Genomic DNA, 26,218 nt, shown 5'->3' with positions numbered 1-26,218 from the left:
CCGTGATTGAACTGTTGCAACAAGAAGCCTTCGAGTAGCTCACCATGAACGATCAACACGAAGGCCGATCCACCGAAGCACGCCGCGGCGCAAGTCGCGGTGTGCTTCATCTTTTTCTGATGTCGTGGCTCATGCTGCCGCTGGCGCTTGCCGCACAAACCGATCGGGCCACGCCGTACACGCCGGCAAACGATGCGGTGGTGCTGCAACTCGTGCCTCCGACAACCGACCCACGCGTGCGCCAGTTCGACCAGCTTCGCAACGATTTCAATGCGCATCCGCACGATGCGACCAAAGCCGTGCGGCTGGCGCAGGCATACATCGACTACGGCCGGGCGACCGGCGACGCCCGCTATCTTGGTCGCGCAATGGCAGTGATCGAGCCGTTCATGGCGTCGTCCACGCCGCCCGTTCCGGTGATGCTGGTGCACGCGACCATCCAGCAGAGTCGCCATTTTTTTCAGGCTTCGCGCGAGGAACTCACGCAAGTCCTGAAGCGCGATCCCACGAACGTGCAGGCGCTGCTGACGTTGGCGACAGTCGCGATGGTGCAGGGCGATCACGATCTGGCCAACCGCTTGTGTGTGGACCTCACCAACGAGGCCGGCAATTTCATGGGCATGATCTGCAGCGCGTCACTGCGTGGTCTCAGTGGAGAAAGTGCGCAGGCTTATGCACTGCTTTCGTACGTGCAGGATCCGGGTCCGAAAGCCCCGTCGGCGATCAATGCGTGGATCCAGGGCTTGCTGGCCGATACCGCAGCGCGCATGGGCCGCGCCGATCTGGCCGATGCACATTTCAAGAAAGCGTTGCAGTGGACGCCGGGCGACAATTTCCTGCTGGCTGATTACGGCGAATTCCTGATCGACCAGAATCGCGCACGCGATGCGATCAACCTGGTCGGCAACGACACTCAGTCCGACACGTCGTTCCTCGTGCGGGTCACCGCGGAGAAAGTGCTGGCACTGCCCAAGGCCAAAGCGGATATCGCCGAAATGAATGCGCGGTTCCAGTCGATGGATCAACGCGGCGATCACGTGTTCCTGCGCGAAGAGGCCAGCTATCTGTTGCATGTCGAGCACGATCCGAAGACGGCGCTCGCTCTCGCTCAACAAAACTGGAAGGAACAACGCGCGCCGAAGGACGTCCGTGTCTATCTGGAAGCGGCGCTCGTCGCGAATGACGCTACAGCTGCCAAGCCGGCGCTCGATTTCATCGATCGCACGCATCTCGCCGACGTCACGATCGATCCGCTGGTCGTGCAGTTGAAAGCGATGGCGTCGAAGGATTCGACTGCAGCGCTGTCGGCTCCCGTGACATCTGCGCCTGATTCAACCAGAAGGAGCCCACGATGAATCCGCGCCGCTGGCTGATCGCGTTGTTCGTGTTAGCCATCGGCTTGATGCCGTTGAGCGCGCTGGCGCACAAGGAAAGCGATGCCTATGTGACTCTGCGCACCGACGTAAAAAACGATCATCTGATGCATGGTCAATGGGATATCGCCCTGCGCGATCTCGATTACGCCATCGGCGTGGACACGAACCACGATGGCGCGATCACCTGGGGCGAAGTGCGCGCGCGGCGCGCGGCGATCGAGGATTACGCGCTCACACGAATGACGGTCAGGGGCGACGGACTCACCTGCGATATGCAGCCCACGGATCAGCGCATCGACGAGCATACGGACGGCGCCTATGTAGTGATCCTGTTCGATGCGGTTTGCGACAAGAACATTCCGAGCAAGCTCACGATCGATTACCGCCTGATGTACGACCTCGATCCCTACCATCGCGGCATCGTCACCATCCACGCGGGCGACAAGATTGCGGGCGCGGTGCTGGGACCGAGCAGTCCCGTCGCCAGCCTGAATCTGCGTGAGCCGGATCGTTGGGGCGAGTTCAAGAGTTTCGTCACCGATGGTATCTGGCACATCTGGACCGGCATCGATCACATTCTTTTTCTGCTCTCGCTGCTGCTGCCGGCAGTCTTGATCATGCGTCGCACGGACAAGCGCGGCGGCGGCTTGCGCGCGTACGCTGCGATCGCCGAAAGTACCGGCACGTTGATGGCGCTTTCGCCTGGCGCGTCACGTTATCGATGGGAACCGGTGGCGAGTTTCTGGCCGGCATGCGTCGACGTGATCAAGATCGTCTCGGCCTTCAGCCTGTCGCACTCGATCACGCTGTCGCTGGCTGTGCTGGGTTACGTGCACGTGCCAAGTCGGCTGGTGGAATCCGGCATCGCGCTGTCGGTGATGCTGGCAGCCATGAACAACGTGTATCCGTTGATCAACAAGCGCGTGTGGCTGATCGCCTTCGCCTTCGGCTTCATCCACGGCCTGGGATTCGCCAGTGCGCTGAGTGGATTGCAGCTGCCGGCCGGTGCAATGGCCGCATCACTCGGCGGCTTCAGTGTTGGCGTGGAGATCGGACAGGAAGCGATCGTGCTGGCGTTCCTGCCGCTTGCGTATCTGCTGCGCAAAACGCGGTTTTATCAGGTGACGCTGCTGCGCTGGGTATCGATGCTGATCATCCTTATCGCCGCAGGCTGGTTCGTGCAGCGCGCGTTCGACATCCTGATTCCCGGTTTCAGCGCGCTTCTTCCTGCGTGATCGAATTGAAGGGCGAAGACCTGAAAGCGTTTAGCCGTCCAGTTCGGTCCATCGCTTGTAGGCTTGATCGAGCTCGGCCTGCATCTTCGCCAACGCTTCGTTCGCCCGTGTGATCGCCGCACTTTCCTGCTTGAAAAAATCGGCTTCGGCCATCGCGTCGCCGTGCTCGGCGATGCCGTTTTCGAGCTGTTCGATGCGCAGCGGCAACTGTTCCAGCTCGCGCTGTTCCTTGAAGCTGAGCTTGCGCTTCGCAACCACCGTACTCGAAGCATTGCTGCTCGACACGACCGTTGGTTTGGCCGGTGCAGAAGATACCGGACCGCGTGCGACGGAACGTTGGCGCAACCAGTCGGTGTAGCCGCCGACGTATTCGCCGATCTGACCGTTGCCTTCCAGCACCAGTGTGCTGGACACCACGTTGTCGAGGAACGCGCGATCGTGCGACACCAGCAACAGCGTGCCTTGATAGTCGGTCAGCAATTCCTCGAGCAGTTCGAGCGTCTCGACGTCGAGGTCGTTGGTCGGCTCATCCATCACCAGCAGGTTGGACGGTTGGGCGAACAGCTTGGCCAGCAGCAAGCGGTTGCGTTCGCCGCCGGAGAGTCGCGTGATCGGCGAACGTGCGCGTTCCGGCGAAAACAGGAAATCCTGCAGGTAGCCGATGATGTGTTTTCGCTGACCATTGAGTTCGATGAACTCGCGGCCTTCGGCCACGTTGTCCAGCGCATTCAGCGAATCGTTGAGCTGCAGGCGATGCTGATCGAAGTACGCAATCTGCAGGCTGGTGCCGAGCACCGCTTCGCCGCCCTGCGGTTTCAGTTCGCCCAGCATGATTTTCAGCAGCGTGCTCTTGCCCGCGCCATTCGGGCCGATGATGCCGATGCGATCGCCGCGCATGATCGTCGTGGTGAGGTCGTCGATCAGCACGCGGCCGCCGTAGGCCTGGTGCACGTGTTCGAGGTCGATGACCTTCTTGCCGGATGACTGCCCGGTGGCTGCCGCCATCTTCGCGTTGCCGGTGAGGTTGCGCCGTTCGGCGCGCTCGTTGCGCAGTGCCTTCAACGCACGCACGCGACCTTCGTTGCGGGTGCGGCGCGCCTTGATGCCCTGGCGAATCCACACTTCCTCCTGCGCGAGCTTCTTGTCGAACAGCGCATTGGCCTGCGATTCGGCGTGCAGGCGTTCCTCGCGGCGGCGCAGATAATTGTCGTAGTCGCCTGGCCAGTCGGTAAGCGCGCCACGATCGATCTCGACGATGCGCGTGGCCAGCGCGCGCAGAAAACTGCGGTCATGCGTGACAAAGATGATGCTGCCGGCAAACTGCTTGAGGAATGTTTCGAGCCAGCCGATTGCCTCGATGTCGAGATGGTTGGTCGGCTCGTCCAGCAGCAGCACGTCAGGCTTTCGTACCAGCGCCTGCGCCAGCAACACGCGCCGCTTCATGCCGCCGGAAAGTGCCGCGAAATCGGTTTCCGAGGGGAGCTCGAGTTGGGTGATTACTTCGGTGACGCGACGATCGAGATCCCAGCCATGCTGCGCTTCGATCTGATGCTGCACTTCGCCCAGTGCCTCGAAATCGGCCGGCGTGTGCAGCTCGTTCAACAAGTGGTGATAGCGCGCCAGTAGATGGCCAAGATCACCCAGCCCTTCGGCGACCACGTCGAACACGCTGCCGGCGGTGCCCTGCGGCACTTCCTGCGCCATGCGTGCGACGACCACGCCGTTCTGCACCCGCACTTCGCCGTCGTCGGCATGCAGCTCGCCGGCGATCAGTTTCATCAGCGTGGATTTGCCTTCGCCGTTGCGACCGACGATGCAGACACGCTCGTTCGCCTCGATCGACAGATCGACATGTTCGAGCAGGAGTGGGCCGCCGATGCTGAAGTCGACGCGTTGCAATTGGATAAGAGACATTCGTCTATTGTAGCGGCAGGCTAAGCATCACTGTCGCCGCGGTGGCCTACGCATACGCATAGCGCACGACGTGGAAAAAGATCGGCGCCGCAAAGCACACCGAATCGAGCCGGTCCAGAATCCCGCCGTGGCCTTCGATCATGGTGCCCCAATCCTTGGCGCCGAGACTGCGCTTGACCGCCGAGAGTGCTAACCCGCCGAGGAAGCCCGACACCACGATGATCAACGACATGCCAGCCGAGCCCAGTGGCGAGAACGGCGTGATCCACCACAGCGCGGTGCCGATCGCGGTGGCCGACAACCCACCACCGACCAGGCCTTCGATCGTCTTCGATGGACTCACCTTTGGCGCCAACTTGTGCTTTCCGAACAACTTGCCGAACACGTACTGCAGCACGTCGCTGATTTGTACCACCAGCAACAGATAGAGCATCAGCAGCAGGCTTTGACCCTCGTAGCCGGGAATATGCAGAAGCATTACCGCCGGCGCGTAGCTGATGCAGTAGACCGTCAACATCAGTCCCCACTGGATCTTGGTGCTGCGTTCGAGGAAATTTTCGATGTCGCCGGTGAACGCGGTGAGTGCCGGCAACAACAGGAATCCGTAAACGGGAATGCATATCGCAAACAACCCGTACCAGTCTGCGCCGATCAACCAGTACTGCAGTGGGATCGCCAGGTAAAAGCACACCACCAGTGGCAGGTGATCGCCGCGACGGGTCGGCGTCAGCGTCGTGAATTCACGCAATGCGAAGAACGACGCCATTGCGAAAAACACCAGCGTGGTGACACGCCCAAGCAGGAAGCAACCGCACAGCACGGCCACCATGACCCACCAGGCGCGGATGCGCATGTTGAGGTTGTCGATCACCTCGCGCTTGTCCGGCGCGGCGCGCCGATGTAGCCACCAGCCGATGGCGCTGGCGAGCAGTAACAACGAGAGCACGCCGCCCATCACCCACCAGAATTTCCCCTGGGCCGAAAGCTGCTGCATGGATACGTTGGTCGAACTTGTCTGGATGGTCATGCCAGTTCCACCACGGCCGAACGCGCGCGATCCAGAAAAATTGCCTTGTCTTCGCCAGCCCGCCATTGCAGGCATCGACCAAAGCGCACGGTGCAGGTCAAAGGCACCGGCAACAGGCTGCCCTTGGGCATGCTTCGATGCAGCGTATCCAGATAAACCGCCACCAGTTCCACCTTCGGATAGCGCTGTGCGAGATGAAACAGGCCGGAGCGGAACGCCTGGGGCAGCGCTTCCTGACTGCGTGTGCCCTCGGGAAAAATGATCAGCGAATCGCCGGCATCGAGCGCATCCATCAGTGGTTGCAATGGGTCGCCGTCGCGCGTGCTCGCATCACGATCCAGATAGACCGCGCGAAAACCGTGGTCGGCAACAAAGCCGCGGATTCCGCCGTGACCCCAATAGTCGCGGGCGGCTACTGGTCGCGTGCCGGTCCGCAGTTTGGCTGGTAGCGCCGCCCAAAGTGCGAGCGTGTCGAGGTGGCTTGAATGATTGGCGAAGTAGATGCGTTGCGCCGATGACGGCGCGCAACCGATCCAGCGACCGTGTGCACCAACCAGCGCACGCACCAGCCCTACCAGCAAGGTTGAGGTGATCATGCGACGTTTCCGTTGCGTAGCCGTTCGGCGATGCGCAGCGTGCGAGTGACGCAGGTCAACGCCGAACCGCCAACGATCAATGCAGCGGCGATCAGCAGCGCCCACCGGGTGCCGGTAAAGGCGCTTTCGACGGCGCCGATCAGGCAACCGAGTGTCAACACCGCCATGCGATGTTGCTTGGCCATGGGTCCGCGAAAATCCTGGGTCTGTCCGAGGCTGCCGCCCGCCAGTCGGACATAGGCGGTGAGCGCCGCCAGCAGCGCTCCCAGCCAGCCCAGCCACGGTTGTCCGCTGGCATAACCCAGCGCGACGATCAGCAGCGAATCCGCGACGCGGTCCGGAAACTCGTTGTACAACGCGCCGACTGCGGACTTCTTGCCGCCCTCCATCGCCACCATGCCGTCGAGCAGGTTGCAGACCAGTCGCAGTTGCACGCATAGCGCGCACAACACGAAGCCAGCCCAGGTTGGCCAGTACACGAGCAGGGCTGCGCCGACAGCCGCGAACACGGCACTGGCGACCGAAATCTTGTTCGGCGTGATCCGCGAACGTGCCAGCGCGGCTGCGCTGCGTCGAGCCCAGCCGGCGCTGCGCGCAGCGATCGGCCGTCGATTGGATTCGTCCATGATGTCTCATCGCTGCGTTGACCTGCTCACACTAACTTACGGCGCGCTCGATGGATATCGTGCTCGCTGCGTGCTGAGTCGTGCGCGTGCTCGCGCTGTCTTCAGTGCGATACGCATAGCGGCGCGACAAAAAAGAAACGGCCGCATTGGCGGCCCGTTTCGGTGAAGTCGAGCGGAGGCTTACTTCAGCCCCGCATCCTTGCGCAGTGCCTCGGCGCGATCGGTCTGTTCCCATGAGAACGTGGTGTAGCTCTTGCCATCGGGGCCTTTCACCTTTTCCGGTGTGCGACCGAAATGACCGTAGCTGGCGGTCTGCTGGTACATCGGGTGGATCAGGTCGAGCATCTGCAGGATGCCGTACGGGCGCAGGTCGAAATGCTTGCGGATCAGCTTCTCGATCTTCTCGTCGCTGATCTTGCCGGTGCCGAACGTGGTGACCGAGATCGACGTCGGGTGCGCCACGCCGATCGCATAGCTGACCTGCACTTCGCAGCGGTCGGCAATGCCGGCGGCCACGATGTTCTTGGCGACGTAGCGTGCCGCGTAGGCAGCAGAGCGGTCGACCTTGGACGGATCCTTGCCCGAGAACGCGCCGCCGCCATGGCGGGCCCAGCCGCCGTAGGTATCGACGATGATCTTGCGGCCGGTCAGGCCGCAGTCGCCCACCGGTCCGCCGATCACGAACTTGCCGGTCGGGTTGATGTGGAACTTGGTGCCCTTGTGCAGCCACTTGGCCGGCAGTACCGGCTTGAGGATGTGTTCGCGCACGGCTTCGATCAAGTGCTTCTGCTTCACGTCCGGATCGTGCTGGGTCGACAGCACCACGGCGTCGATCGCGGTGGCGACACCGTTCTCGTAGCGCAGCGTGACCTGGCTCTTGGCGTCCGGGCGCAGCCACGGCAGCGGCGAGTTCTTCTTCTTGCGCACCTTGGCCTGCTGCTCGACGAGGCGATGCGAGTAGTAGATCGCCGCCGGCATCATGTCCTTCGTTTCGTTGGTCGCGTAACCGAACATCAGGCCCTGGTCGCCCGCGCCCTGGTCTTCCGGATTCTTGCGGTCCACGCCCTGGTTGATGTCCGGCGACTGCTTGCCGATCAGGTTGAGCACGCCGCAGGTCTCGCCATCGAAGCCGACTTCGCTGGAGTCGTAGCCGATATCGACGATGACCTTGCGGGTCAGCGCTTCCAGGTCGATCCACGCGCTGGTGGTGACTTCGCCGGCGACGATCGCCACGCCCGTCTTCACCATCGTTTCGCAGGCAACGCGCGCACGCGGGTCCTGCGCGATGATCGCGTCGAGCACGGCATCGGAAATCTGGTCGGCGACTTTGTCCGGATGGCCTTCGGAGACCGATTCGGAGGTGAACAGGTAGTTGGACATCGCGGTATATATCCTTTCGTGCGGATAGAGAGATACAACAAACGCGGCATCATACAGGCCCGGGTCCGGATTTGCAGCCTAACGCGGCAGAGATGTCGTTGGAGTTACGGACGCGTTCACGTCTGGACGGCTATCGCGTCGGTGGGCTTCGATCGGTGGTGGCGCGCCGATCGAAGCCGTTTCGACGATCCGATTATCCGACGCTGGCCGCTAGCGTGCTGCGAAGTTGTCGGGCCGTGGCGACCATGTGGCCCAGTGCCTGTTCCACTTCAGGCCAGTCGCGGGTTTTCAGGCCGCAATCGGGGTTGATCCACAGTTGCTCAGGCTGCAGCACGTCGAGCGCCTTGTGCAGCAGGTCGAGCATTTCCGCCGAATCGGGTACGCGCGGCGAGTGGATGTCGTAGACGCCGGGGCCGATGCCGTTGGGATACCGATAACGCACGAAGGCGTCGAGCAGCTCCATCCGCGAGCGACTCGTTTCGATCGAGATCACGTCGGCGTCCATGGCCGCCACGGCCTCGATGATGTCGTTGAATTCCGAGTAGCACATGTGGGTGTGGATCTGCGTGCTGTCGCGTACGCCGCCGGCCGTGATGCGGAAGCATTCCACCGCCCATGCGAGGTAGACCGGCCAGTCAGCGCGACGTAGCGGCAAGCCTTCGCGCAGAGCCGGTTCGTCGATCTGGATCACGTGGAGGCCGGCCGTTTCTAGGTCACGCACTTCGTCGCGCAAGGCGAGCGCGATCTGCCGGCACACGGTTTCGCGCGGCAGGTCGTCGCGTACGAACGACCATTGCAGCATCGTCACAGGACCGGTGAGCATGCCTTTCATCGGCCTGCCGGTGAGCGACTGCGCGTAGCTCGACCACGCCACGGTCATCGGCGCTTGACGGGCGATATCGCCCCAGATCACTGGCGGCTTCACGCAGCGCGAACCGTAGCTTTGCACCCAGCCGAGCTTGGTGAACAGATAGCCGTCCAATTGCTCGCCGAAGTATTCGACCATGTCATTGCGTTCCGGCTCGCCATGCACGAGGACGTCCAGCCCGATGTGTTCCTGGAACCGCACGACACGTTCCACTTCATCCTTCAGCAACTGCTCGTAAGCGTTGTCGTCAAGTCGGCCGGCGCGATGGGCCGCGCGCGCCTTGCGCAAGTCGTCGGTCTGCGGGAAGGAACCAATCGTGGTGGTCGGCAGCAGCGGCAATGGAACCGTCTGGGACTGGATGGCTCGACGCGCCGCATAGCCAGAACGGCGCAGCGATGCCTGCGCGCCGAGCGAACGCAGGCGCGAACGCACGGCGGGATCGGCCACGCCCGACGCCTGCATTTGTGCATCCAGCAACACCTGTTGCGCGACGAGCGCAGCCTCGGCTTCGGGCTGCCCGGCCAGTGCGTCGGCGTAAACACGCAGCTCCTCGATTTTCTGGCGCGCGAATGCCATTGAAGCGCGTCGCGGTGGATCGAGTGAGGTCTCGGGTTCGAGATCGATCGGCGTATGCAGCAGCGAGCACGATGGCGCGATCCACAAACGCTCGTCGCCGAGTCGCGGATGCGCCTTGCGCAACAAAGGCATCACGCGATCAGGATGGCTTCGCCAGATATTGCGGCCATCGACCACGCCCGCACTCAACACCCAGCCTGCGGGCAATGCATCGAGCACGGCATCGAGTTGCGCCGGCGCGCGCACCAGATCGACGTGCATACCGGCCACCGGCAACGACACGGCCAATGCAAGATTGGCGTCCAACGCGCCGAAATAACTGGCGAGCAACACGTGTGGCGAACGCGCTGCGGCGAGCGTCGTGTAAGCATGGCGATAGGCAGCACGATCGTCATCGTCAAGGTCGAGCACAAGACACGGCTCATCCAGCTGCACCCAGTCGACGCCGGCGTCTGCCATGCGTCCGAGCAAGTCGACGTACGGCATGAGCAATGCATCGAGCAATGCAAGTCGATCGCTGCCGTCGACGGTTTTTGATAGCAGCAGAAACGACACCGGACCAAGCAGCACCGGTCGCGCGCGATGACCTTCCGCCTGCGCTTCGAGATATTCCGCCAGCGGCTTGTCGCCGTTGAGGGCGAAACGCTGGTTCGCCGAAAGCTCCGGCACCAGATAGTGATAGTTGGTGTCGAACCACTTGGTCATCTCCAGCGCATGCAGGTCGTGGCCTCCGCGTTTGTGTCCGCGCCCCATGGCGAAATAGCCGTCCAAAGTGTTTTCGGAAAAAACCGGCCGGTAGCGCTCGGGTATCACATCAAACAGCACGGCCGTATCCAGCACGTGGTCATACAGGCTGAAGTCGTTGCACGGCACGACATCGGCACCGGCGTCCGCCATCAGGCGCCAGTGTCGTTTTCTCAAGGTGCGCGCGGTGTCGAGTAAAGCGTCAGCGTCGGTTTCGCCACGCCAGTGTGATTCGAGCGCGCGTTTGAGTTCGCGCTTGATGCCGATGCGCGGAAAGCCGGAACAGGTAACGAGTGACATGGATATTCCTCTTGCATGAAGGGCAAAGAGGAACGAAGGAAAGCCGGCGCAATGCCGGATCATTGACCTTCGCCCCCGCGGGCGAACCGGTATTTTCCGCGGGGCAAAAAGGAGTCGACGCCGTGACCGTGAGGGCAGCCAGACGCAAGCTCGGTGTTCCCCCGCGGAAACGCCAGGTCGGACGGAAACGCATGGGCGCTTCCGGCTGAGGCAGGTATTCGGGCTCGTGGACGTCTTCCTCGTGCCTACTTTCCGCCGCTTCCCGGATGCGAGCACCCAGTGCGTGTGACGGAGTTCGTTTCCACATACCGCTGCGGGGCAGCGCCGGATTGATACCGGCTTCCCTTGAGGTCGCTCGATCATCTGCATGAACGAACGACGTACCATCAGCCAGCGCAACTTAGACGTATGGACGTCCATAGTCAAACGCCTGGCGCGCGGCGATGGCGTGATGTCTTTCGGAAAGCGTGGTGTTGCTCAGGCGGCCAGGCATTCGCCGGCCGCGAGCGCGGCGAAGTAATCGCGGGTCAGCCGCAGTTGTTCACTGGCGGATTCGGCGCGGTTCACCACGTGCCGGAATGCCGCATTCTCTGGGCGATCTTTCGCATACCAGCCCAGGTGTTTGCGCGCGATGCGCACGCCGGCCTGTTCGCCATAAAACGCATAGAGCTGTTCGAGATGGCCGAGCAGAATCTCGCTGACTTCGGCGGGCGTTGGTTCTGCAAGCGGTTCGCCGGTCGCAAGGTAATGCGCGATCTCGCGGAAGATCCACGGGCGTCCCTGCGCACCACGTCCAATCATCAACGCATCCGCGCCGGTGATATCAAGCACGCGTCGCGCCTGCTGCGGCGTGTCGACGTCGCCATTGGCGAGCACCGGAATGTTTACTGCCGCCTTGACCGCGGTGATGGTTTCGTATTCCGCATCGCCTTCGTATTTGTCGGCCCGTGTGCGGCCATGCACGGCGAGCGCGGCGATGCCGCTGTCTTCGGCGATGCGCGCGATGTTCAGCGCATTGCGATTTTGTCGATCCCAGCCCGTGCGGATTTTCAACGTCACTGGCACGTCGACTGCATCGACCACGGCCTTGACGATGCGCGCGACCAGTGGCTCATCCTGCAGCAGTGCGGAACCGGACCACACGTTGCAGACTTTCTTGGCCGGACAACCCATGTTGATGTCGATGAGTTGCGCGCCGTTGGCGACGTTGAAACGTGCCGCCTCCGCCAGCATCGCCGGATCGTAGCCGGCGATCTGCACGCTCACCGGCTCGGGCTCGCCGACATGATCCATTCGCTGCAACGATTTTCGCGTGTGCCATAACCGCGGGTCGGCGTTGGTCATTTCCGATACGGCCAAGCCTGCGCCCAGCCGCTTGCACAGCAGCCGGAACGGCTTGTCGGTGACCCCGGCCATGGGCGCGAGAACCACCGGTGGATCAATGATGTAAGGGCCAATGCGCATTCCGGCATTGTAGCCGGCGGCATATCGCGGAGCTGGAAAGGCCTGTGGCCCGGGCCTTGCATAGTCCTCGGCAAGGTTCATCAGGAGGATGCCCATGCGTGGAATACTTGTTGTCTGCCTTTGTCTCGTGGCCACGCTGGCGCGTGCCGACGGCCCCATGTCCGCGCGCGACACCTTGCGTTACCGCACCGAAAGTGACCCGCAGGGGCTTATTGCCGACGTGCGTCAGCAGCTCGATCACCTTGGCGACAAAGCCACGCCGCGACAGGAGCGCGATCTGCTGTGGCTGCTCGGCGTCACCGCCGTCAACATCAACGACAACACGGCGCTGGCCGAAGCCGAACTTCGGCTGGACAGCCTTGCCGCTGCGCGTCACTACGATCTGGCCGCGGCTTCCGCGGGTTTCCTGCGTTCGCGTCACCTGATCGCCAGCGGCACCGGCGAAGGCATCAGCGAGGCCTTGCGCGCTGCAGCCGCCGTGCAGGGCGATACCAATGCGGACGTGAGCGCATGGGCGAAGTACAACCTGTGCGATGCCTATGCGATGAGCGAAAAAGCGCGCAGCGCGTTTTCACTGTGCCAGCAGGCCATGGACGCCTATCGTGCCCTGGGTGACAACTGGGGGCTGGCCGAATCGGAAAGCGACCAGGGGGTGAACTACGGCAACCTCGATCAACCGAACGAAGCGGTGAGGCTTGATCAAAGTTCGCGTCGACACTTCGCCAGCCTGGGCGCGCAGCAGATGGTCGTGATGGTTGGCGACAACATGGCGCAGATGTATCTCAAGCTCGGTCGCGTGAAGGAAGCGCTGTCGCTGTCGCAAGCTTCACTGGCGCAGGAACAGGCCACCGGTCGGCTCAGCGATGCGCTGATTTCGCGCACCGACATCGCACGCGACTACGCCGCGCTCGGCCAATCCGAAACGGCGCTCGCTTCCATCAGCGCCGCCGTGGCCGATGCGCGCGCGGCACACATGGACGGCATGGTTCCCGACCTGCTCGACGTGCGCAGCCAGCTGGTCGAAAAAGCCGGCCATCCGCAACAGGCGCTGGTGGACGCGCGCGAAGTGATCCGCCTTCTCGGCGAACGCAATGCGACTGCGCAGCGCGCCGATGTCAGTTCGCTTGAATCGCGCTACGCCGCACGCGAAAAGGAACTGCGCATCGAAAACCTCGAGCACCAGAACAATCTGCAGAACATGGCGCTCAAGACCGCCGCCGCGGAAGCGGCCGAACACAACGAAAGCCTGCGCCGCGAGGCACTGGTCAGCCTTGTGACCAAGGGTGTCGCCGCCGCCACACTTTTGATTGCGGTGCTGCTGTTCCTGCTGCTGCGTGCGCAACGTCGCTACGCTGCCGAAATGCGCGTGCAGGCGCTGCGTGACTCACTCACCGGTATCGACAACCGCCGTGCGTTCATGCAGCGCGCGTCGAGCTTGCTGGGCGATGGCCGCGTGTTGCGCGAACCGCATGTGCTGATGCTGATCGACTTCGATCACTTCAAGCGCATCAACGACAGCGCCGGCCATCCGCAAGGCGACAAGGTGCTGGCGATGGTTGCCGACTATTTGAGCGTCGCGGTCGACGGCATCGGCCATGTCGCGCGTATCGGCGGTGAAGAGTTTGCCGTGCTGGGTCCGCGTCTGGGTGCTTCTGCGGGCCTGCGCCTGGCGGAAACCATGCGCGCCGGTGTTGCCGCACTACCGATGCCGGCTGGCGTTCCTGCCGCCAACATCACAGTGAGCATCGGCGTCGCGTTGTTCGATGGCGAGCGCTGCTTCGACCTCAGCAGTTGGATGCGCGCCGCCGACGCGGCGCTGTACTCGGCCAAGTCCTACGGGCGCGATCGCGTGGTCGCGAGTTCCCTGCTGCAGTAATCCCGCCAGCGCGCGTCAGATGTTGACCGGGTTTGCCGGCGGCATCGGCGTTGCATTCCGCGGATCGTGGCGATGCTTGAAGAAGATCGCGAACAGCACCGACACCACGAGCGCGTACAGGGAGAACGTCATCCAGATGCCGTGCCAATCCTTGCTGCCGTCGGCGTGGGTAAACCAGACGTCGATGACTTTGCCGCTGATCAGGCTGCCGAGCACCGCGCCGACGCCGTTGGTCATCAGCATGAACAATCCCTGCGCGCTCGCGCGGATCGCAGGGTCGCTCTGTTCCTCAACGAACAACGAGCCGGAGATGTTGAAGAAATCGAACGCCATGCCGTACACAATGCACGACAGCACGATCATCCACAGTCCAGGCCCCGGGTTGCCGTAGGCAAACAAGCCGAAGCGCAGCACCCACGCCACCATGCTGATCAGCATCACCGTCTTGATGCCGAAGCGCTTGAAGAAAAATGGAATCGCCAGGATGAACAGCGTTTCCGACACCTGCGAAATCGACATCACGATCGCCGGATAACGCACTGCCACCGTCGCCTTGTAGGCATCCACGTTGGCGAAGTCGTGCAGAAACGTGTCGCCGTACGCATTCGTCAGTTGCAGCGCTGCGCCGAGCAGCATGGCGAAGAAAAAGAAGATCGCCATTTTGCTGTTCCTGAAAAGCGAAAACGCTGTGAGGCCCAGCGAATCCAGCCACGAACCGTGCGCCTTGCCGCGCAACCTCGGCGGACAGGGCGGCAGTGTGAACGAGTAGATGCCCAGCAACAGTGCTGCACCCGACGCCACGTAGAACTGCCCGCCCGATGTTTCGAAATGCAACAGGCTCACCGTCCACATCGCCACGATGAAGCCCACCGTGCCCCACACGCGGATCGGCGGAAACACCGTCACGACATCTGCGCCGTTGGTCTTCAGTGCGTTGTACGCCACCGCGATCGCCAGCGAGATCGTCGGCATGTAGCACATCATGTTCAGCAGCATCACCCAGAACAGCGTGTTGGGTGAGTCGATGCTCGGGATGATGAAAAGCACGATCGCGCCGACGATGTGCAACAGACCGTACAACCGCTCCGCGTTGATCCACTTGTCCGCGATCACGCCCATCAGCGACGGCATGAACAGCGAGGCGATGCCCATCGTCGAAAAGATCGCGCCGAACTGCGAACCGGACCAGTGTCGATACTGAAACCAGTACGCGCCGATCGTGATCAGCCACGCGCCCCACACGAAGAACTGCAGAAAATTCATCGCCACCAGGCGGAGCTTGATATTCACGAGCGGCTGTCCAGCATGCGTTTCCCCGGGGTGTGGCGCAGGGTCGATCCCGCGCTCTTGGCGTCAGGGCAGGTTAGAGGAATCCGCCAGCCAGCGGCAAGGCTTGGCGCGGCGATTCAATCCGCAAGCAACGCTGCGACGCGTTCGCGTAACGTCGGCAAAAGTTCTTTTTCGAACCAGGGGTTTCGCATCACCCATGGACGATTGCGTGGGCTTGGATGCGGCAGCGGCAAGATGCCGTTGTCGAGATGCGTGCGCCAATCGCGCACGGTATCCGTCAACGATGCACCACGCGATGCGCCGAGCGCGCCGACTTGCGCGTATTGACCGATCGCCAGTGTCAGCGCCACCTTCGTGAGCATCGGCAGCAACCGCGGATGCCAGGCCGGCGCGCACTCCGCTCGCGGTGGCAAATCGCCGGCTCTTCCGCTGCCTGGAAAACAAAAGCCCCTCGGCACGATCGCGATTCGTTGCGCGTCGTAAAACGTCGCGCGATCGATACCCAACCACTCGCGCAAGCGCTCGCCACTCACATCGTCGAACGGCACGCCACTCGCGTGCACCTTGCGTCCGGGCGCCTGAGCGACCAGCAGCAACCGCGATGTGGCCGACGCCTGCAACACCGGTCGCGGACCGTGTGGCAGATGCGCCTCGCACAGACGACAGGCGCGGATGTCGACAAGAAGTTTGACGAGCGGATCAGGCATGCCGACGAAGTTACCAAATCGGTCAAGCTATCACCGCTCCTCTATGACCTCCGGAGCGAGCGATCACGTCGCCTTCAATGTGTTGTATTGGCGCGATCGTCATGCACCATCACGCTGGACAACGCCGCCTTGGGATTGATCCTGCGGATCGTCGGGCTCTCGCCCGCATCGGAAGTGCGGGTGATGATGTCGATGACCTGTTCCGGCGTCAGCTTCGGGTTCACCGCGAGGATCTTGGCGGCCAAGTTGGTGACTTCGGGCGCGGCCATCGACGTGCCTGACATGCGCACCTTGGCGCCGCCTGGCACGACGCTTTCGACTTGATAGCCGTCGGCGTAGACACCGATGTTCTGGCCGGTACTGGTGAAGTTGGTCCGCTGGCCAGCCTGATCCACCGCGCCGACGACGAGCAGGTTCGGCAGCTTGAAGGACGACGGTATCGTCTCCTCGAACGCGTTATCCGAATCGTTGTTGCCGGCGATCGTCACGAACAAAACATCCGGTGCACCTTTCAGCGCCGCATAGAGACCATCGCGCTCGATGCTGAAATAATGCCGCGCCAGGGTCTTGCGTTCCTCGGCGGTCTTGCCAATGCCGTTTCTTTCGAGGTCATCCTCGTAGTTGGAAGGTCGATTCCACCAACTCATGTTCACCACGCGCACGTGATGCGCGCGGAACCAGGCCACGGTATCGCGATAGGCCGCGGCATTGCGCTTCTGCAAGTCGTCCGTCGGAGGCGCCGGCACGGGCCGGGTGTCGTATGTGATGCGTGCGTTGATCAGGCGAATTGCAGGATTGCCGCGTGCTGCAATACCCGCCACATGCGTGCCATGCATGTATGACTCGCTGCTGTCGAAGGTCTGCATGAAGTCCTTCATCTGGGCAGGCGACATGGTCGCGGCTTGCTGGCGGAACGCTGCTGCTGCCGGACTGTCGATGCCTGTCTGCAGGTCGGAAACGCCGTTGGCTGCGGCCACAACCTTCGGGTAGCTCGCCTTGTCCTGCGCCGACAGAGGCGCGAGTGGCTCGTGCGAAGGCCGATAGTCGATGTCGTAAGTGGGGCCCATCACGGGCTGCTTGTTCGTTCCAAGAAGCAACTGGCCCGGAAACAGCGAAGCGTCGAAGCCCGAATCCCAGATCGCCACCGGCACCGGCGTGAGCTTGGCATCTGGCGGCAACGTCACATCGCGAGCCGCCCAGATATCGGGTTTCTGCACGGCGTGCTGATCAACGTATCGGTTGGTTGCAGTGGCGATCTCGGTGCGACACGTCACCACGACATCCATGTTGGTTCGCGCTGCCATGAGCTTCCACGCAAGCAGACTGGAAAGCGTGTGCGATCGATCCAGCGTTGGTGCGATGTCGCGTTCGGCGAGGCCTGTCATGAAGGTGGCGTTGGCGACCTGAGCCAGGCCTTTCAGGCGCGTTTCGGCAACGCCAACCGTGGCCCACGGAAGGGCGTTCAACTTCTTCGCATAGTTCGCCTGGAAACTTTTGGGGCATGTGCCCGGTGTCGTGCCGTCCGCCATGCGCGCCTCGAGAAAGGCTTGAGGCGCCAGACCCGTGATCAGGCGCGCGTCCGGCTTCTCTTCGTGTGACCGCAGTTGCTCGATCGTCGCCAAGGCTGCCTTGTCTTCCTTGCCCGAGGCAATCTGCGCGCCGAGTTTCGCCTGCAGCAAGCCGCGCAACGTGGCGGTGTCGTGGATGTCGTAATCGTTGAGCACGCGATCGATGTCGGCACGCATCGGTGCCACGGTGGCTTCGAACGCCTGCGGCGATGACTTCAGGATATCGGCGACCGTTCCTTTGACCGCGTAGGAAAACTGCGGGAGATCGTCGATGGATCGGACTTCCTTTTTTGCCTGTCCGTTCGCTGCATTCGATACCGTCAGCACGGTCAACGCGACACCGATCGCCACACTCAACTTCAACATGCCCACACCCCTTTCCAGTGAATGGATCGAAGTAAAACATGCAAGCAAGGCGGCCACGATAGGCCGTCGGTTCTAAGCCGGAAGTTCCTGCGATGCGTGCAAGAAGTCGCTCTAGACAGTCACGTCGTTTGGACGTCCATGTGCTTGTTGATCACAATGCGGCGCACACCGTGGCGTCGTCGACTACGGTGTCGCAGGCGCCTTCATCGGTGGCCGCGGATCGTCAAGACCTTGTCGGGCAGCGAACGGTGCAGGCTGATCGAGCAGAAAAGAGCGAATGAGCGCAGCCAGGCGTTCGGGCTGCGACAGCTTGATGTCGTGGCCGGCGTTCGGAAAATAGTACGACTTGATTCCGATGATCGATTGCAGGTACTGCGCATGCTCTGACCAGGGAATGAAGTCGCACTCGCCTTCGAGCACGATGGCCGGCACGTGGATGTTCACCAATCGGCTGAGCACATTCATCCTGGGCTGCTTCAGCTCATTCGTGGTGACCAGCAGCGGATACATGTTCATGCCAGCCATCTGGACGCCTCCGACATCGGCAATCTGCTTTGCCGACTCGCCGCTGCAGATCAATTGGCGAGGGTCGAGCGTAGTCATGCCCCAGTCGCCCAACTCGCTCTGGGACACGAGGTTCTCCGATGCGTTGACGTTGGCATAGGACAATGCCAGAGCCGCGATAACGCGCGCAGACATCGCCTGGCTGACGTTTCCCTGCGCCGTTCGCTGCATGTCCATCGGCGTGAATTTCGGAAACCAGACCGGCCCCGGCGAATGAAATACGAGTTTGGAAACGTGTTCCGGATAGGCAGCGACATAGTGCGCCGCCAGCGTGCCGCCCCACGAATGTCCGATCAGGATCATGCGTTCCGCGCCGATCCTCTGTCGTATCTGCTCGAGATCGGTGACGAAACGTTCCACCGTATAGTCGCTCGCCTTTGGCAGCTGGTTCGACAATCCGGAACCCGCCTGGTCATACAGGTAGACGCGAAAACCATCACGCGCAAATTGACCGTAGAAGGCATGGTCGAGATCCGTTGCGCGCAAGCCGGGGCCGCCATGCAGAAAGACGATCGGATCAGGCTTGATGGCGACGCCCGCTGGCGGCTCGTAGACGCTGTAAGCGATGTGCGAGCCGGAAGGTAGCGTCCAATATTGCGTATGGGATCGCACCACTGCAGCAACATGTGGATATTGCACGGGACGGAACACTCCCAGTTCAAGCCCTGTGGCAAACAAGACGGTGCAAATCGCGGCGACGACGAACGCGGTTCGCCGCGACTTGCGGCCAGCCCACAGCCGCGCAGCGAGCAAGCCGATGCAGAACGTGCAAAGAAAGCAGGCGACCAGAGTCAGCGCCACCAGCAGCGGGATGTTGGCCGTCATCTTTGCTGCCTGGAATGTCGCAAAAAGAGTGACGCCGAATGCCAGTGGCATGCCCACGAGCAGGACCACCACCGAAAGAATGCGGAAAGCCAAACGCGAAGCCTTCATGACAGCGTCTAGACAAAGAATGTTGTGGAGTGAACGGATCAGCGCGAGGGCCAAGGCTTCCGCTGCGTGCTCCTGAATAGTGCAGCACGACCCGCGCCAGCGTCAGCCCTCGAACTGCATAGCCATATTGGCCGCATTGAAACGAAAGCGGTCGCCGAGCAGTGCCGTCAGCAAGTTCATGCGCGCCAGAAACCGCGCCAGAAATCATCTTCTGCATCCAGGGGACGATTCACCTCACGAACCACTGGAAAAGACGCACGCCATCTGGATGTCCATCTGCGCGCATGAAATGGACGGCCGCGTCGCCACGCCAGACCACTGCGTAATGCTCATCTCCAAAATTCCAGATGAATCCGAGATCATTGCTACAGGAAATCGCTGCAGCCTCCACGCCGGATGCGTGCAGTATGGGAGCGCTTTGAAATTCGGCTGCGGCCAGTCGTACGATTTCGCTCTTTGGTCTACTTTGGGTTACCGAGACTCGGGCCTATGGCGAATAGAAGTATCGAAGCCGCAGCCACGCATAGCAAAAGCAGCCACTCGCGGACATTAAAATCCTTGACAGGAAATTCGAATGGTTTGAATCCGGACCACCACGGCTTTTCAAGTCGTAGATAGTGAAAGGCGACGAGTAAATTCACCCCGACGAACCACGACGCAAAGCCCAGACCGAAGAAGATGATCTGTGTTGATGGCATCTATATTCCAATCAAGTGCATGTCTTGCGCTGCTGTTTTTGTGAGCAGCACAACAGGGCTCACGCCCGCGCCATCAAGGCAGCAGCTTCCCCGGGTTCAAGATACCGTCCGGATCGAACGCCGCCTTGACGTTGCGCATCAGTGCCAGCGTGTTCGGCTCCAGTGCCAGCGGCATGAATTCGCGTTTGACCATGCCGATGCCGTGTTCGCCGGACAGTGTGCCCTCCAGCGACATCACCAGTGCGAACACTTCGGCGAGGCAGGCGTGTGCGCGTTCGCGTTCGGCGTCGTCGCGTGGCAGCAGGTTCACGTGCAGGTTGCCGTTGCCGGCGTGGCCGAACGTCACGATCAGCACATCGTGTTTCGCTGACAGCCGCTTGATGCCGTCCACCAGTTCGGGCAAGTGGCTCACTGGCACCACCACATCCTCGTTGATCTTGTTTGGCGAGATGCGTCGTTGCGCCGGCGAGAGTGCCTTGCGCGCGGACCACAATGCTTGCGTTTCCGCTGCGGTTTCGGCCACGCGCAATTCTTCCAGCCCTTCGCCGCGTGCCGCGCGCGATACCGCTTCCACTGCGGAAGGCAGCGTTGCCTCTTCACCGTCCACTTCGATCATCAGCAACGCGCCGGCGAGCGGCACGCTGTCGCCGCCATGGTCGTGCGCCAGGCGCAGCGCCACGTCGTCGATGAACTCCAGCGCGCATGGCGTCACCGGTTGCGCCATGATCCGCGCCACCGCGCGCGCCGCTGCCCCGACATCCCTGTAAGTCGCGCGCAGCGTACGGATCGCCGATGGTTTTGGTGTCAGCTTCAGCGTCGCCTCGGTGATCATTGCGAGCGTGCCTTCCGATCCGATCAGCAGTCGTGTGAGGTCGTAGCCGGTCGCGCCTTTGCTGGTGTACGTGCCGCAGCGAAACCCTTCGCCCGTGCCCGACACTGCGCGCAAACCCAGCGTGTTCTCGCGCGGGCTGCCGTACTTCACCGTGCGCGGCCCGGCCGAGTTGCACGCGAGGTTGCCGCCGATCGTGCACCACGGCGCCGACGACGGATCAGGCGGCCAGAAAAAACCGTGCGGCAGCAATGCTTGTTGCAGATCGCCGTTCAACACGCCCGGTTCCACCACCGCCATGCGGTTGTCCGGGTCGATGCGCAGGATGCGATTCATCCGCTCGAAGCTCACCACCACACCGCCATCCACCGGCACCGTCGCACCCGTCGTGTTGCTGCCGCGCCCTCGCGCGATCACGGGCACGCGATGCTCGCGACACGCATGCACCAGCGACTCCACCTGCGCATGCTCGGTGGGAAACACCACTGCATCGGGCAACGCGTGCTGGCGGGAATTGTCGTAGGAGTAGGCGATGCGTTCGGCGTCGGCAATCGAGATCGCGTCAGCAGCGAAGAGATGGTTCAGCGAATCGAGTAGCGCGTCGGGGATCATGGATCAAGTCTAGCGCCCAATTCCGATGAAGCCGACGCAACCTCTGTGCGGCCAGAAGTCAGCGCAGGAATTCGGACCTTCGAACGATGCAAGTTTTGGCGTGGCTATTCTTCTCACAACGCTAAAAAGCGTGCACGCCCTCCACTGCATTGGATGGACGCGATGCTTTACATGCCAGCTGTATGTGGCGGCTGCTGGATTCGTTGTTCCGGTGTTACCTGCGCTGCATGCGCAGGCTCCGATTGTTTCTGCTGCGTGACTTGCTGCCACGCCATGCTGCTTTGTTCGATGGTCGTGTTACTTGCCTGAGCCGTTTCCACGTGCGTGACATGCCTGGACGACGAGTTCACCGCACCCTGCACGGCGAACGCATGGGTTGAATCGTCGCTGAGCACGACATGGTTGACCGCGTGCATGCCGTCGCGGCGCGCCGCGACCACGAGAGACGCTGCAAGATTGTCGCTGCGCTGATCCGGCGTTCGATGATGCTCGGCATCGAGTCGATGCACTGCCTCACGCGTCTGCTGAAAGAGCGGGTGATCAGGATGCGTCGCGTGATCCAGTCTTGCGGGCGTGGCCACTGGTGCCGGCTTGCTGTCCAGCCATGAGCCGGGATGCCGCAGCGTATCGAACGCCCGCGATGCGTCACCGCCGATAGACTGGGCGGCATGCTCCACGGAATGGACGCCTTGCGAAACGGCATGCTCGGTGGCATGCAAACCCTGCGAGACATTTTGGTTGACTGTATGCGCGACGCTTCCTGCGGCGTGCTCGACGACTTGCGTCGCGCGCTGCGCGCCATGCTCAATCGCTTGTGCGCCCTGCGATACAGCGTGCTCCGTGACATGTGCCGCTTTCAGCACATCATCGTGCACGGTGTGCGCAACACTCCGGGCCGTGTGTTCGACCGCGTGCGCCGCATGCTGCACGTCACGTTCAACCACATGCACGCCTTGCACGGTTTCGTGCGCGATGTACTGCGCGCCGTGCTCCACGGCATGCACACCTTCCTTTGCTTCATGGATGGCGGCCCGGCCAAGCGCCGTGCCAGCTTGTGCGGCCAGCTTTGGAACCTCCCACTCCGCCGACAGGCCGGTACGCAGATCCAGGACATCGCTTCGATATCGATCGACCATGCCCTGATGCGCGCGATATCGCGCGGCATCCTCCGGGTTGATGATCGAATGGCCAAGCGTCTTGCTGTCAGGCACGAAACTGTCGATGCCGTGAGCACCCAGATCGGCTGCCTTCAACGGATCGCGCAGGCTGAGGATGCCGCCACCGTCGTGGTAGCCGGCATGGTTCAAGCGATCGATATCCTGCTGCGTGGCATACACGCGCACTTCGCCGAAATGGGCACTGCCGGCGCTGACCACGTCGGTGGCGCGCACGTGATCGATAACCTGGTTGCCGCCCTTGGGAATGCCCTCGATCAAACCCGCCGCACCGTACGCGTTGAACGTTTCGCCGTGCAGGCCGTACCGCGACGCGGTGATTTCAGCCAGCGTGCCACCGAGCGAATGGCCCGTCACCGTGACATTGAGCGCGCGATGATTTGCTTCCGCATCCGCTTTGGCTTCGTTGAGCACGCGTTGCGTGAATGACATCGCATCGGGCGTTTGCAGGTTGATGCCGGTAAAAACCATGCCGCCATCGGTGATGATGCCGTCGCGCAGGATCTGCTCGGTGCCGCGATGAGCAATGACGATGTCGTCGGTTCCCACGCGCTGATAGGCGACACCCTGATAGCCGGTGACTGCATCGCTGGTCTGGTCGAGCACTTTGTAATCGACGCCCGCGATCGAGACGACCTGACTGAGCGTGTGGCTCTTGTACGAGTCCTGGGCCAGCAAGGCATAGGTATCGGTGCTCGGGGTCATTGGAAATCTTCCTTCGCTGACAGCGTCACCGAGAACATGTCCTGTTGCCACTCGGGTTTGAAAGCTTCGTATTCGGCTGGCAATACGCCGCTGATCACCGGCGGCGCCAACTCGCCGCGCTCCACCGCGCCAAACTGCTTCTTGCTGAAATAGCGGGTCTGCGATGCCTGTTTCAGGATGCTGTCAGCCAGCAGGTCCGGGCTGAAATCCGCTTTCTTTACTTTCAACGAGACCGTGGCCGCCACGACCGACCAATGGCAGATGCCAAGGCCGTAGTAGTCCTCGTCCTGAAGCAGATCGACGTACAGCGCGCCTTTGTACACGTCGTCGCCGACACGCGACAGCTCAAGCGGAACGCTTTTCTCCGGCGGCAATGTCGCGCCACTGATCGGTGTCAACGGCACACAGCGATCATTGGATACCTTGTATTGCACAAACCCGCTGACCGTATCGAAAGGCCCCGGTGCACCCTGGACAGTCATGGTGATTTCGTAGCGCATCTTCGGATGCGGGTTCTGCTTGATGTCGGGAGTTTTCATGGGTGAACCAAAGGCAGAGGAGATCAGGGTCATGGAAAGGATCAGCGAGGACATCAGTTGACGCAAGGCAGGATCTCGGTTGGCTAATCTGTTGGGCAAGGCAATTGCCAATCCAGAAAAACGACAGTGCGCGTTTCGGTATCTACCAAGCATTACGGTCTCCTTTGACGATCCATGATCGGCGCTTTCAAGCCGGCAACCAGCGCTTCTTGAATCGAAATTCAAAACATTCCGCCAACGCCACACGTCGGCCACTTTCGAAATGATGTCCGTTCGAAGAGCGGCATGCCGGCAACCTCAAGCGGACTTTGCGAGCTTGGATCGTCATCCGGTCCATGGCGTGCGTGTTCATATCGCGCGCCTACATGACCGGGCCAGGTTGCTGCGGCGGCGGGGCTGCCACCGCAATTGGTGACGTGATTGATACGGGTGTCGGCGCCGGGTCCATAGCCTTCGGTGCCATCTGCGCCAATGCCTGACTGCTTTGGTCGATGGGCGTATTCACGGCCTCGGCCGTTTGCACGTGAGCGATTTGCCGCGACGACGAATCAGCCTTGCCTTCTACGGCGAAAGCTCGCGACCCGTCTTCGCTGAGCACAACACTATCGATTTTCGTCATGCCTTCGCGTTTGGCGGCAACAACGAGTCCTGCAGCCAGCTGATCACTTTGCTGATCCGGTTTACGGCCAAGATTCGCATCAAGCTTGTGCACCCCGGCGAGCGCCTGCTCGTATAGCGCGTGATCCGGGTTCTTCGGATCAGCGAGATTGGGCGCGACGTTTTTGGCTTTCGTGTGTTCCAGCGCCTCCAGTGTTTTTTGACCAGCGACGCCGTCCACCTTGAGGTGGTGATCGTGCTGAAAGCGTTCCACTGCGTGGCGTGTGTCGAGGCCAAAGTCGCTGTCGGCTTTCAGCGGCTTGCCGTTGCTGGCGGTGTAGCCGAGTTTGGCGAGGTCGGCTTGCAGATCGTGCACGGCAGTGCCATGTGCGCCTTGTTTGAGAGTGCCACTGGCTGCTTCGGCGACTCGGGCAGGCTGCGGCTGCCCATGACCCGCGGTCTTCCCGTCCGCGAGGTTCAGCAAGTCCGCCTTTTCTTCCTTGGCACGTTCCAGGACCGAGGCTTTGACGGCAGCGCTGCTGTGATGGAAGAGCTGGTCGTTATGCGCGATCTTGTAATCCTGTACTGCGCCGACGACCTCCTTGTCGGACAACTTTGACAGATCGAAATTCGGACCGAATTTTTCTCCCAGGCCTTTCTCGAAGATGCCTGGCGTCAGGCCACGAAACTGAACTGACGTGCTCCATAAGGCGTCCTGTACAGCAGGGCCGCGCTGAGACAAGTCCAGGCCATCTGATTTGAGCCGCGCATTCTGCACATCATAAAATTGCGTTTTGGTGAAATCGTGTTGATCCTGGCTGAAGCCGGTCGGGTCAGCCTTGGCCACCTCATGCCATTTGGCATCGAATGCGGGCGAGCCAAGCTCGAGCCCCTTGAATGCGGCTTCGTATCGGGAGTGGTCAAGATATTCCCGCAACGATCCTGTGTTCAGTGCGAACTGCGAAAGCCCGTAAGAAGGGCCGCCAGGATCGCCAGGTGTGTGGGAAATGCTGCCCGGCCCATGACCTCCCGTCTCGTAATGTTCCGAAGTTTGTCCAAGATGCCAAGGCTGTTGTGCCATGTTTCTTCTCCCTTTTGGCAGAGTTGAAATATATTCAGTGCGCTATGTGCAGACGATCTTCCAAAGCACTTGCTTGCTTGGCTGTTTCCTCTACAGAGCAATCGTACGCATCCAGTTCCGCAGCTTGCCCGCCATTTGGATCAAGGGCGCAATGCGAATCACGATAAGTGATCCAGGTGCGTTCCTCATCACGCAATGTGGCTTGTTGGTCTTTACCCAAGGTTGCCATCAAGGCCTTGTATGCCCTGTTCAGACGTTTGTCCTGATAGGCATATTCCGTTCCCATGCATTGCTTCATGTCGGGCGTCACGCCTGCCGCTTTTGTCACGCACGCCGCGTAAGAGGCGCGGGTTTTGTTGGCGCCAGCGTTGCCCGCTCCGGAGGCATCCTGCGCATAGGTCGCCCCGGCCGAAAAAAACAGCGCAATAAAGATTGTCAAAGTAATGGCATGAGCGGCCAAAAGAGTGCGCGGCTGATTGATCATGTTATGGGTGCTATTCGACATGGGGTGCTCCTTCGATTCGGTTCTGGCGTAATCAGCTATCAGGCAAACCGATCCATTGATCGACCGG

At 61.4% G+C, this 26,218-nt stretch carries 19 protein-coding genes and 1 riboswitch; of the genes, 3 read left to right on the top strand and 16 right to left on the bottom strand.

Translation table 11 applies throughout. The annotated features are described in order from the left end of the window. The first annotated feature begins 44 nt into the window (after window positions 1–44). Both GSQ73_RS00970 and GSQ73_RS00965 read left to right on the top strand, forming a co-directional pair. Entirely contained in the window at window positions 45–1,355 is a 1,311-nt protein-coding gene (locus GSQ73_RS00970; RefSeq protein WP_158880034.1) for a hypothetical protein, read from the top strand. Beyond that, window positions 1,352–2,611, top strand: coding sequence for a HupE/UreJ family protein (locus GSQ73_RS00965; RefSeq protein ID WP_158880031.1), 1,260 nt, complete (start codon window positions 1,352–1,354; stop codon window positions 2,609–2,611). The genes GSQ73_RS00970 and GSQ73_RS00965 overlap by 4 nt, the downstream gene beginning before the upstream one ends. A gap of 30 nt (window positions 2,612–2,641) precedes the next feature. Here GSQ73_RS00965 and GSQ73_RS00960 read toward each other — a convergent pair whose 3' ends face one another. From GSQ73_RS00960 to dusB, 7 genes are all read right to left on the bottom strand, one after another. Further along, complete coding sequence (locus GSQ73_RS00960; protein WP_158880029.1) at window positions 2,642–4,525, bottom strand: ATP-binding cassette domain-containing protein; 1,884 nt, start codon at window positions 4,523–4,525, stop codon at window positions 2,642–2,644. Between the two features lie 46 nt (window positions 4,526–4,571). Then, window positions 4,572–5,519, bottom strand: coding sequence for a phosphatidate cytidylyltransferase (locus GSQ73_RS00955; protein WP_158881644.1), 948 nt, complete (start codon window positions 5,517–5,519; stop codon window positions 4,572–4,574). 29 nt (window positions 5,520–5,548) lie between these two features. Beyond that, on the bottom strand, window positions 5,549–6,148 hold the full coding sequence (locus GSQ73_RS00950; protein WP_158880026.1) for a lysophospholipid acyltransferase family protein: 600 nt from the start codon (window positions 6,146–6,148) through the stop codon (window positions 5,549–5,551). Then, window positions 6,145–6,774 (bottom strand): CDP-alcohol phosphatidyltransferase family protein, encoded by a 630-nt coding sequence (locus tag GSQ73_RS00945; protein ID WP_158880023.1) that lies wholly within the window; start codon window positions 6,772–6,774, stop codon window positions 6,145–6,147. Before GSQ73_RS00945 ends, GSQ73_RS00950 begins: the two co-directional genes overlap by 4 nt. A 180-nt stretch (window positions 6,775–6,954) precedes the next feature. Next, window positions 6,955–8,154 (bottom strand): methionine adenosyltransferase, encoded by a 1,200-nt coding sequence (gene metK, locus GSQ73_RS00940; RefSeq protein WP_158880020.1) that lies wholly within the window; start codon window positions 8,152–8,154, stop codon window positions 6,955–6,957. 193 nt (window positions 8,155–8,347) lie between these two features. Then, window positions 8,348–10,642 (bottom strand): 5-methyltetrahydropteroyltriglutamate--homocysteine S-methyltransferase, encoded by a 2,295-nt coding sequence (gene metE / locus GSQ73_RS00935; RefSeq protein ID WP_158880017.1) that lies wholly within the window; start codon window positions 10,640–10,642, stop codon window positions 8,348–8,350. Between the two features lie 191 nt (window positions 10,643–10,833). Then, a riboswitch (cobalamin riboswitch) is annotated at window positions 10,834–11,045 on the bottom strand. Between the two features lie 74 nt (window positions 11,046–11,119). Then, window positions 11,120–12,106 carry a tRNA dihydrouridine synthase DusB gene (gene dusB / locus GSQ73_RS00930; RefSeq protein ID WP_158881642.1) on the bottom strand — a complete coding sequence of 329 codons (987 nt, stop codon included), beginning with the start codon at window positions 12,104–12,106 and terminating at the stop codon, window positions 11,120–11,122. A gap of 94 nt (window positions 12,107–12,200) precedes the next feature. Here dusB and GSQ73_RS00925 point away from each other — a divergent pair, with 94 nt between their 5' ends. Continuing rightward, complete coding sequence (locus GSQ73_RS00925; protein ID WP_158880015.1) at window positions 12,201–13,982, top strand: GGDEF domain-containing protein; 1,782 nt, start codon at window positions 12,201–12,203, stop codon at window positions 13,980–13,982. A 15-nt stretch (window positions 13,983–13,997) separates the two neighbouring features. Here the strand turns inward: GSQ73_RS00925 and GSQ73_RS00920 are convergent, their stop codons facing one another. The 9 genes from GSQ73_RS00920 to GSQ73_RS00880 all read right to left on the bottom strand — a co-directional run bounded on the left by GSQ73_RS00920 (window position 13,998) and on the right by GSQ73_RS00880 (window position 26,151). After that, window positions 13,998–15,272: a nucleoside permease gene (locus GSQ73_RS00920; RefSeq protein WP_158880012.1), complete on the bottom strand. Its 1,275-nt coding sequence runs from the start codon at window positions 15,270–15,272 to the stop codon at window positions 13,998–14,000. A 116-nt stretch (window positions 15,273–15,388) separates the two neighbouring features. After that, entirely contained in the window at window positions 15,389–15,979 is a 591-nt protein-coding gene (locus GSQ73_RS00915) for a uracil-DNA glycosylase family protein (protein ID WP_158880010.1), read from the bottom strand. Window positions 15,980–16,053: 74 nt separating this feature from the next. After that, window positions 16,054–17,913, bottom strand: a complete 1,860-nt coding sequence (locus GSQ73_RS00910; protein ID WP_158880007.1) for a S8 family serine peptidase — start codon at window positions 17,911–17,913, stop codon at window positions 16,054–16,056. 183 nt (window positions 17,914–18,096) lie between these two features. Beyond that, complete coding sequence (locus GSQ73_RS00905; protein ID WP_158880004.1) at window positions 18,097–19,410, bottom strand: alpha/beta fold hydrolase; 1,314 nt, start codon at window positions 19,408–19,410, stop codon at window positions 18,097–18,099. 771 nt (window positions 19,411–20,181) lie between these two features. Beyond that, window positions 20,182–21,549 (bottom strand): FAD-linked oxidase C-terminal domain-containing protein, encoded by a 1,368-nt coding sequence (locus GSQ73_RS00900; protein ID WP_158880001.1) that lies wholly within the window; start codon window positions 21,547–21,549, stop codon window positions 20,182–20,184. A 167-nt stretch (window positions 21,550–21,716) separates the two neighbouring features. After that, complete coding sequence (locus tag GSQ73_RS00895) at window positions 21,717–23,429, bottom strand: XVIPCD domain-containing protein (protein WP_158879998.1); 1,713 nt, start codon at window positions 23,427–23,429, stop codon at window positions 21,717–21,719. Continuing rightward, window positions 23,426–24,223: a hypothetical protein gene (locus tag GSQ73_RS00890; RefSeq protein WP_158879995.1), complete on the bottom strand. Its 798-nt coding sequence runs from the start codon at window positions 24,221–24,223 to the stop codon at window positions 23,426–23,428. The genes GSQ73_RS00895 and GSQ73_RS00890 overlap by 4 nt, the downstream gene beginning before the upstream one ends. Window positions 24,224–24,329: 106 nt before the next feature. Further along, window positions 24,330–25,646 carry a peptidoglycan-binding domain-containing protein gene (locus tag GSQ73_RS00885; RefSeq protein WP_158879992.1) on the bottom strand — a complete coding sequence of 439 codons (1,317 nt, stop codon included), beginning with the start codon at window positions 25,644–25,646 and terminating at the stop codon, window positions 24,330–24,332. A gap of 34 nt (window positions 25,647–25,680) precedes the next feature. Further along, on the bottom strand, window positions 25,681–26,151 hold the full coding sequence (locus tag GSQ73_RS00880; protein WP_254063229.1) for a lysozyme inhibitor LprI family protein: 471 nt from the start codon (window positions 26,149–26,151) through the stop codon (window positions 25,681–25,683). Window positions 26,152–26,218 lie beyond the last annotated feature (67 nt).

Source organism: Rhodanobacter sp. L36 (assembly GCF_009765755.1).
Taxonomy (GTDB): Bacteria; Pseudomonadota; Gammaproteobacteria; order Xanthomonadales; family Rhodanobacteraceae; genus Rhodanobacter.
Note: the sequence above shows the minus strand (reverse complement) of the source record. Positions and strands in the feature narration are given on the sequence as shown.

Bases quoted from the DNA above. Each gene is read 5' to 3' on its own strand.
- GSQ73_RS00970 (WP_158880034.1), top strand. From the start codon at position 45: ATGAACGATCAACACGAAGGCCGATCCACCGAAGCACGCCGCGGCGCA.
- GSQ73_RS00965 (WP_158880031.1), top strand. From the start codon at position 1,352: ATGAATCCGCGCCGCTGGCTGATCGCGTTGTTCGTGTTAGCCATCGGC.
- GSQ73_RS00960 (WP_158880029.1), bottom strand. From the start codon at position 4,525: ATGTCTCTTATCCAATTGCAACGCGTCGACTTCAGCATCGGCGGCCCA.
- GSQ73_RS00955 (WP_158881644.1), bottom strand. From the start codon at position 5,519: ATGCAGCAGCTTTCGGCCCAGGGGAAATTCTGGTGGGTGATGGGCGGC.
- GSQ73_RS00950 (WP_158880026.1), bottom strand. From the start codon at position 6,148: ATGATCACCTCAACCTTGCTGGTAGGGCTGGTGCGTGCGCTGGTTGGT.
- GSQ73_RS00945 (WP_158880023.1), bottom strand. From the start codon at position 6,774: ATGGACGAATCCAATCGACGGCCGATCGCTGCGCGCAGCGCCGGCTGG.
- metK (WP_158880020.1), bottom strand. From the start codon at position 8,154: ATGTCCAACTACCTGTTCACCTCCGAATCGGTCTCCGAAGGCCATCCG.
- metE (WP_158880017.1), bottom strand. From the start codon at position 10,642: ATGTCACTCGTTACCTGTTCCGGCTTTCCGCGCATCGGCATCAAGCGC.
- dusB (WP_158881642.1), bottom strand. From the start codon at position 12,106: ATGCGCATTGGCCCTTACATCATTGATCCACCGGTGGTTCTCGCGCCC.
- GSQ73_RS00925 (WP_158880015.1), top strand. From the start codon at position 12,201: ATGCGTGGAATACTTGTTGTCTGCCTTTGTCTCGTGGCCACGCTGGCG.
- GSQ73_RS00915 (WP_158880010.1), bottom strand. From the start codon at position 15,979: ATGCCTGATCCGCTCGTCAAACTTCTTGTCGACATCCGCGCCTGTCGT.
- GSQ73_RS00910 (WP_158880007.1), bottom strand. From the start codon at position 17,913: ATGTTGAAGTTGAGTGTGGCGATCGGTGTCGCGTTGACCGTGCTGACG.
- GSQ73_RS00905 (WP_158880004.1), bottom strand. From the start codon at position 19,410: ATGAAGGCTTCGCGTTTGGCTTTCCGCATTCTTTCGGTGGTGGTCCTG.
- GSQ73_RS00900 (WP_158880001.1), bottom strand. From the start codon at position 21,549: ATGATCCCCGACGCGCTACTCGATTCGCTGAACCATCTCTTCGCTGCT.
- GSQ73_RS00895 (WP_158879998.1), bottom strand. From the start codon at position 23,429: ATGACCCCGAGCACCGATACCTATGCCTTGCTGGCCCAGGACTCGTAC.
- GSQ73_RS00885 (WP_158879992.1), bottom strand. From the start codon at position 25,646: ATGGCACAACAGCCTTGGCATCTTGGACAAACTTCGGAACATTACGAG.
- GSQ73_RS00880 (WP_254063229.1), bottom strand. From the start codon at position 26,151: ATGTCGAATAGCACCCATAACATGATCAATCAGCCGCGCACTCTTTTG.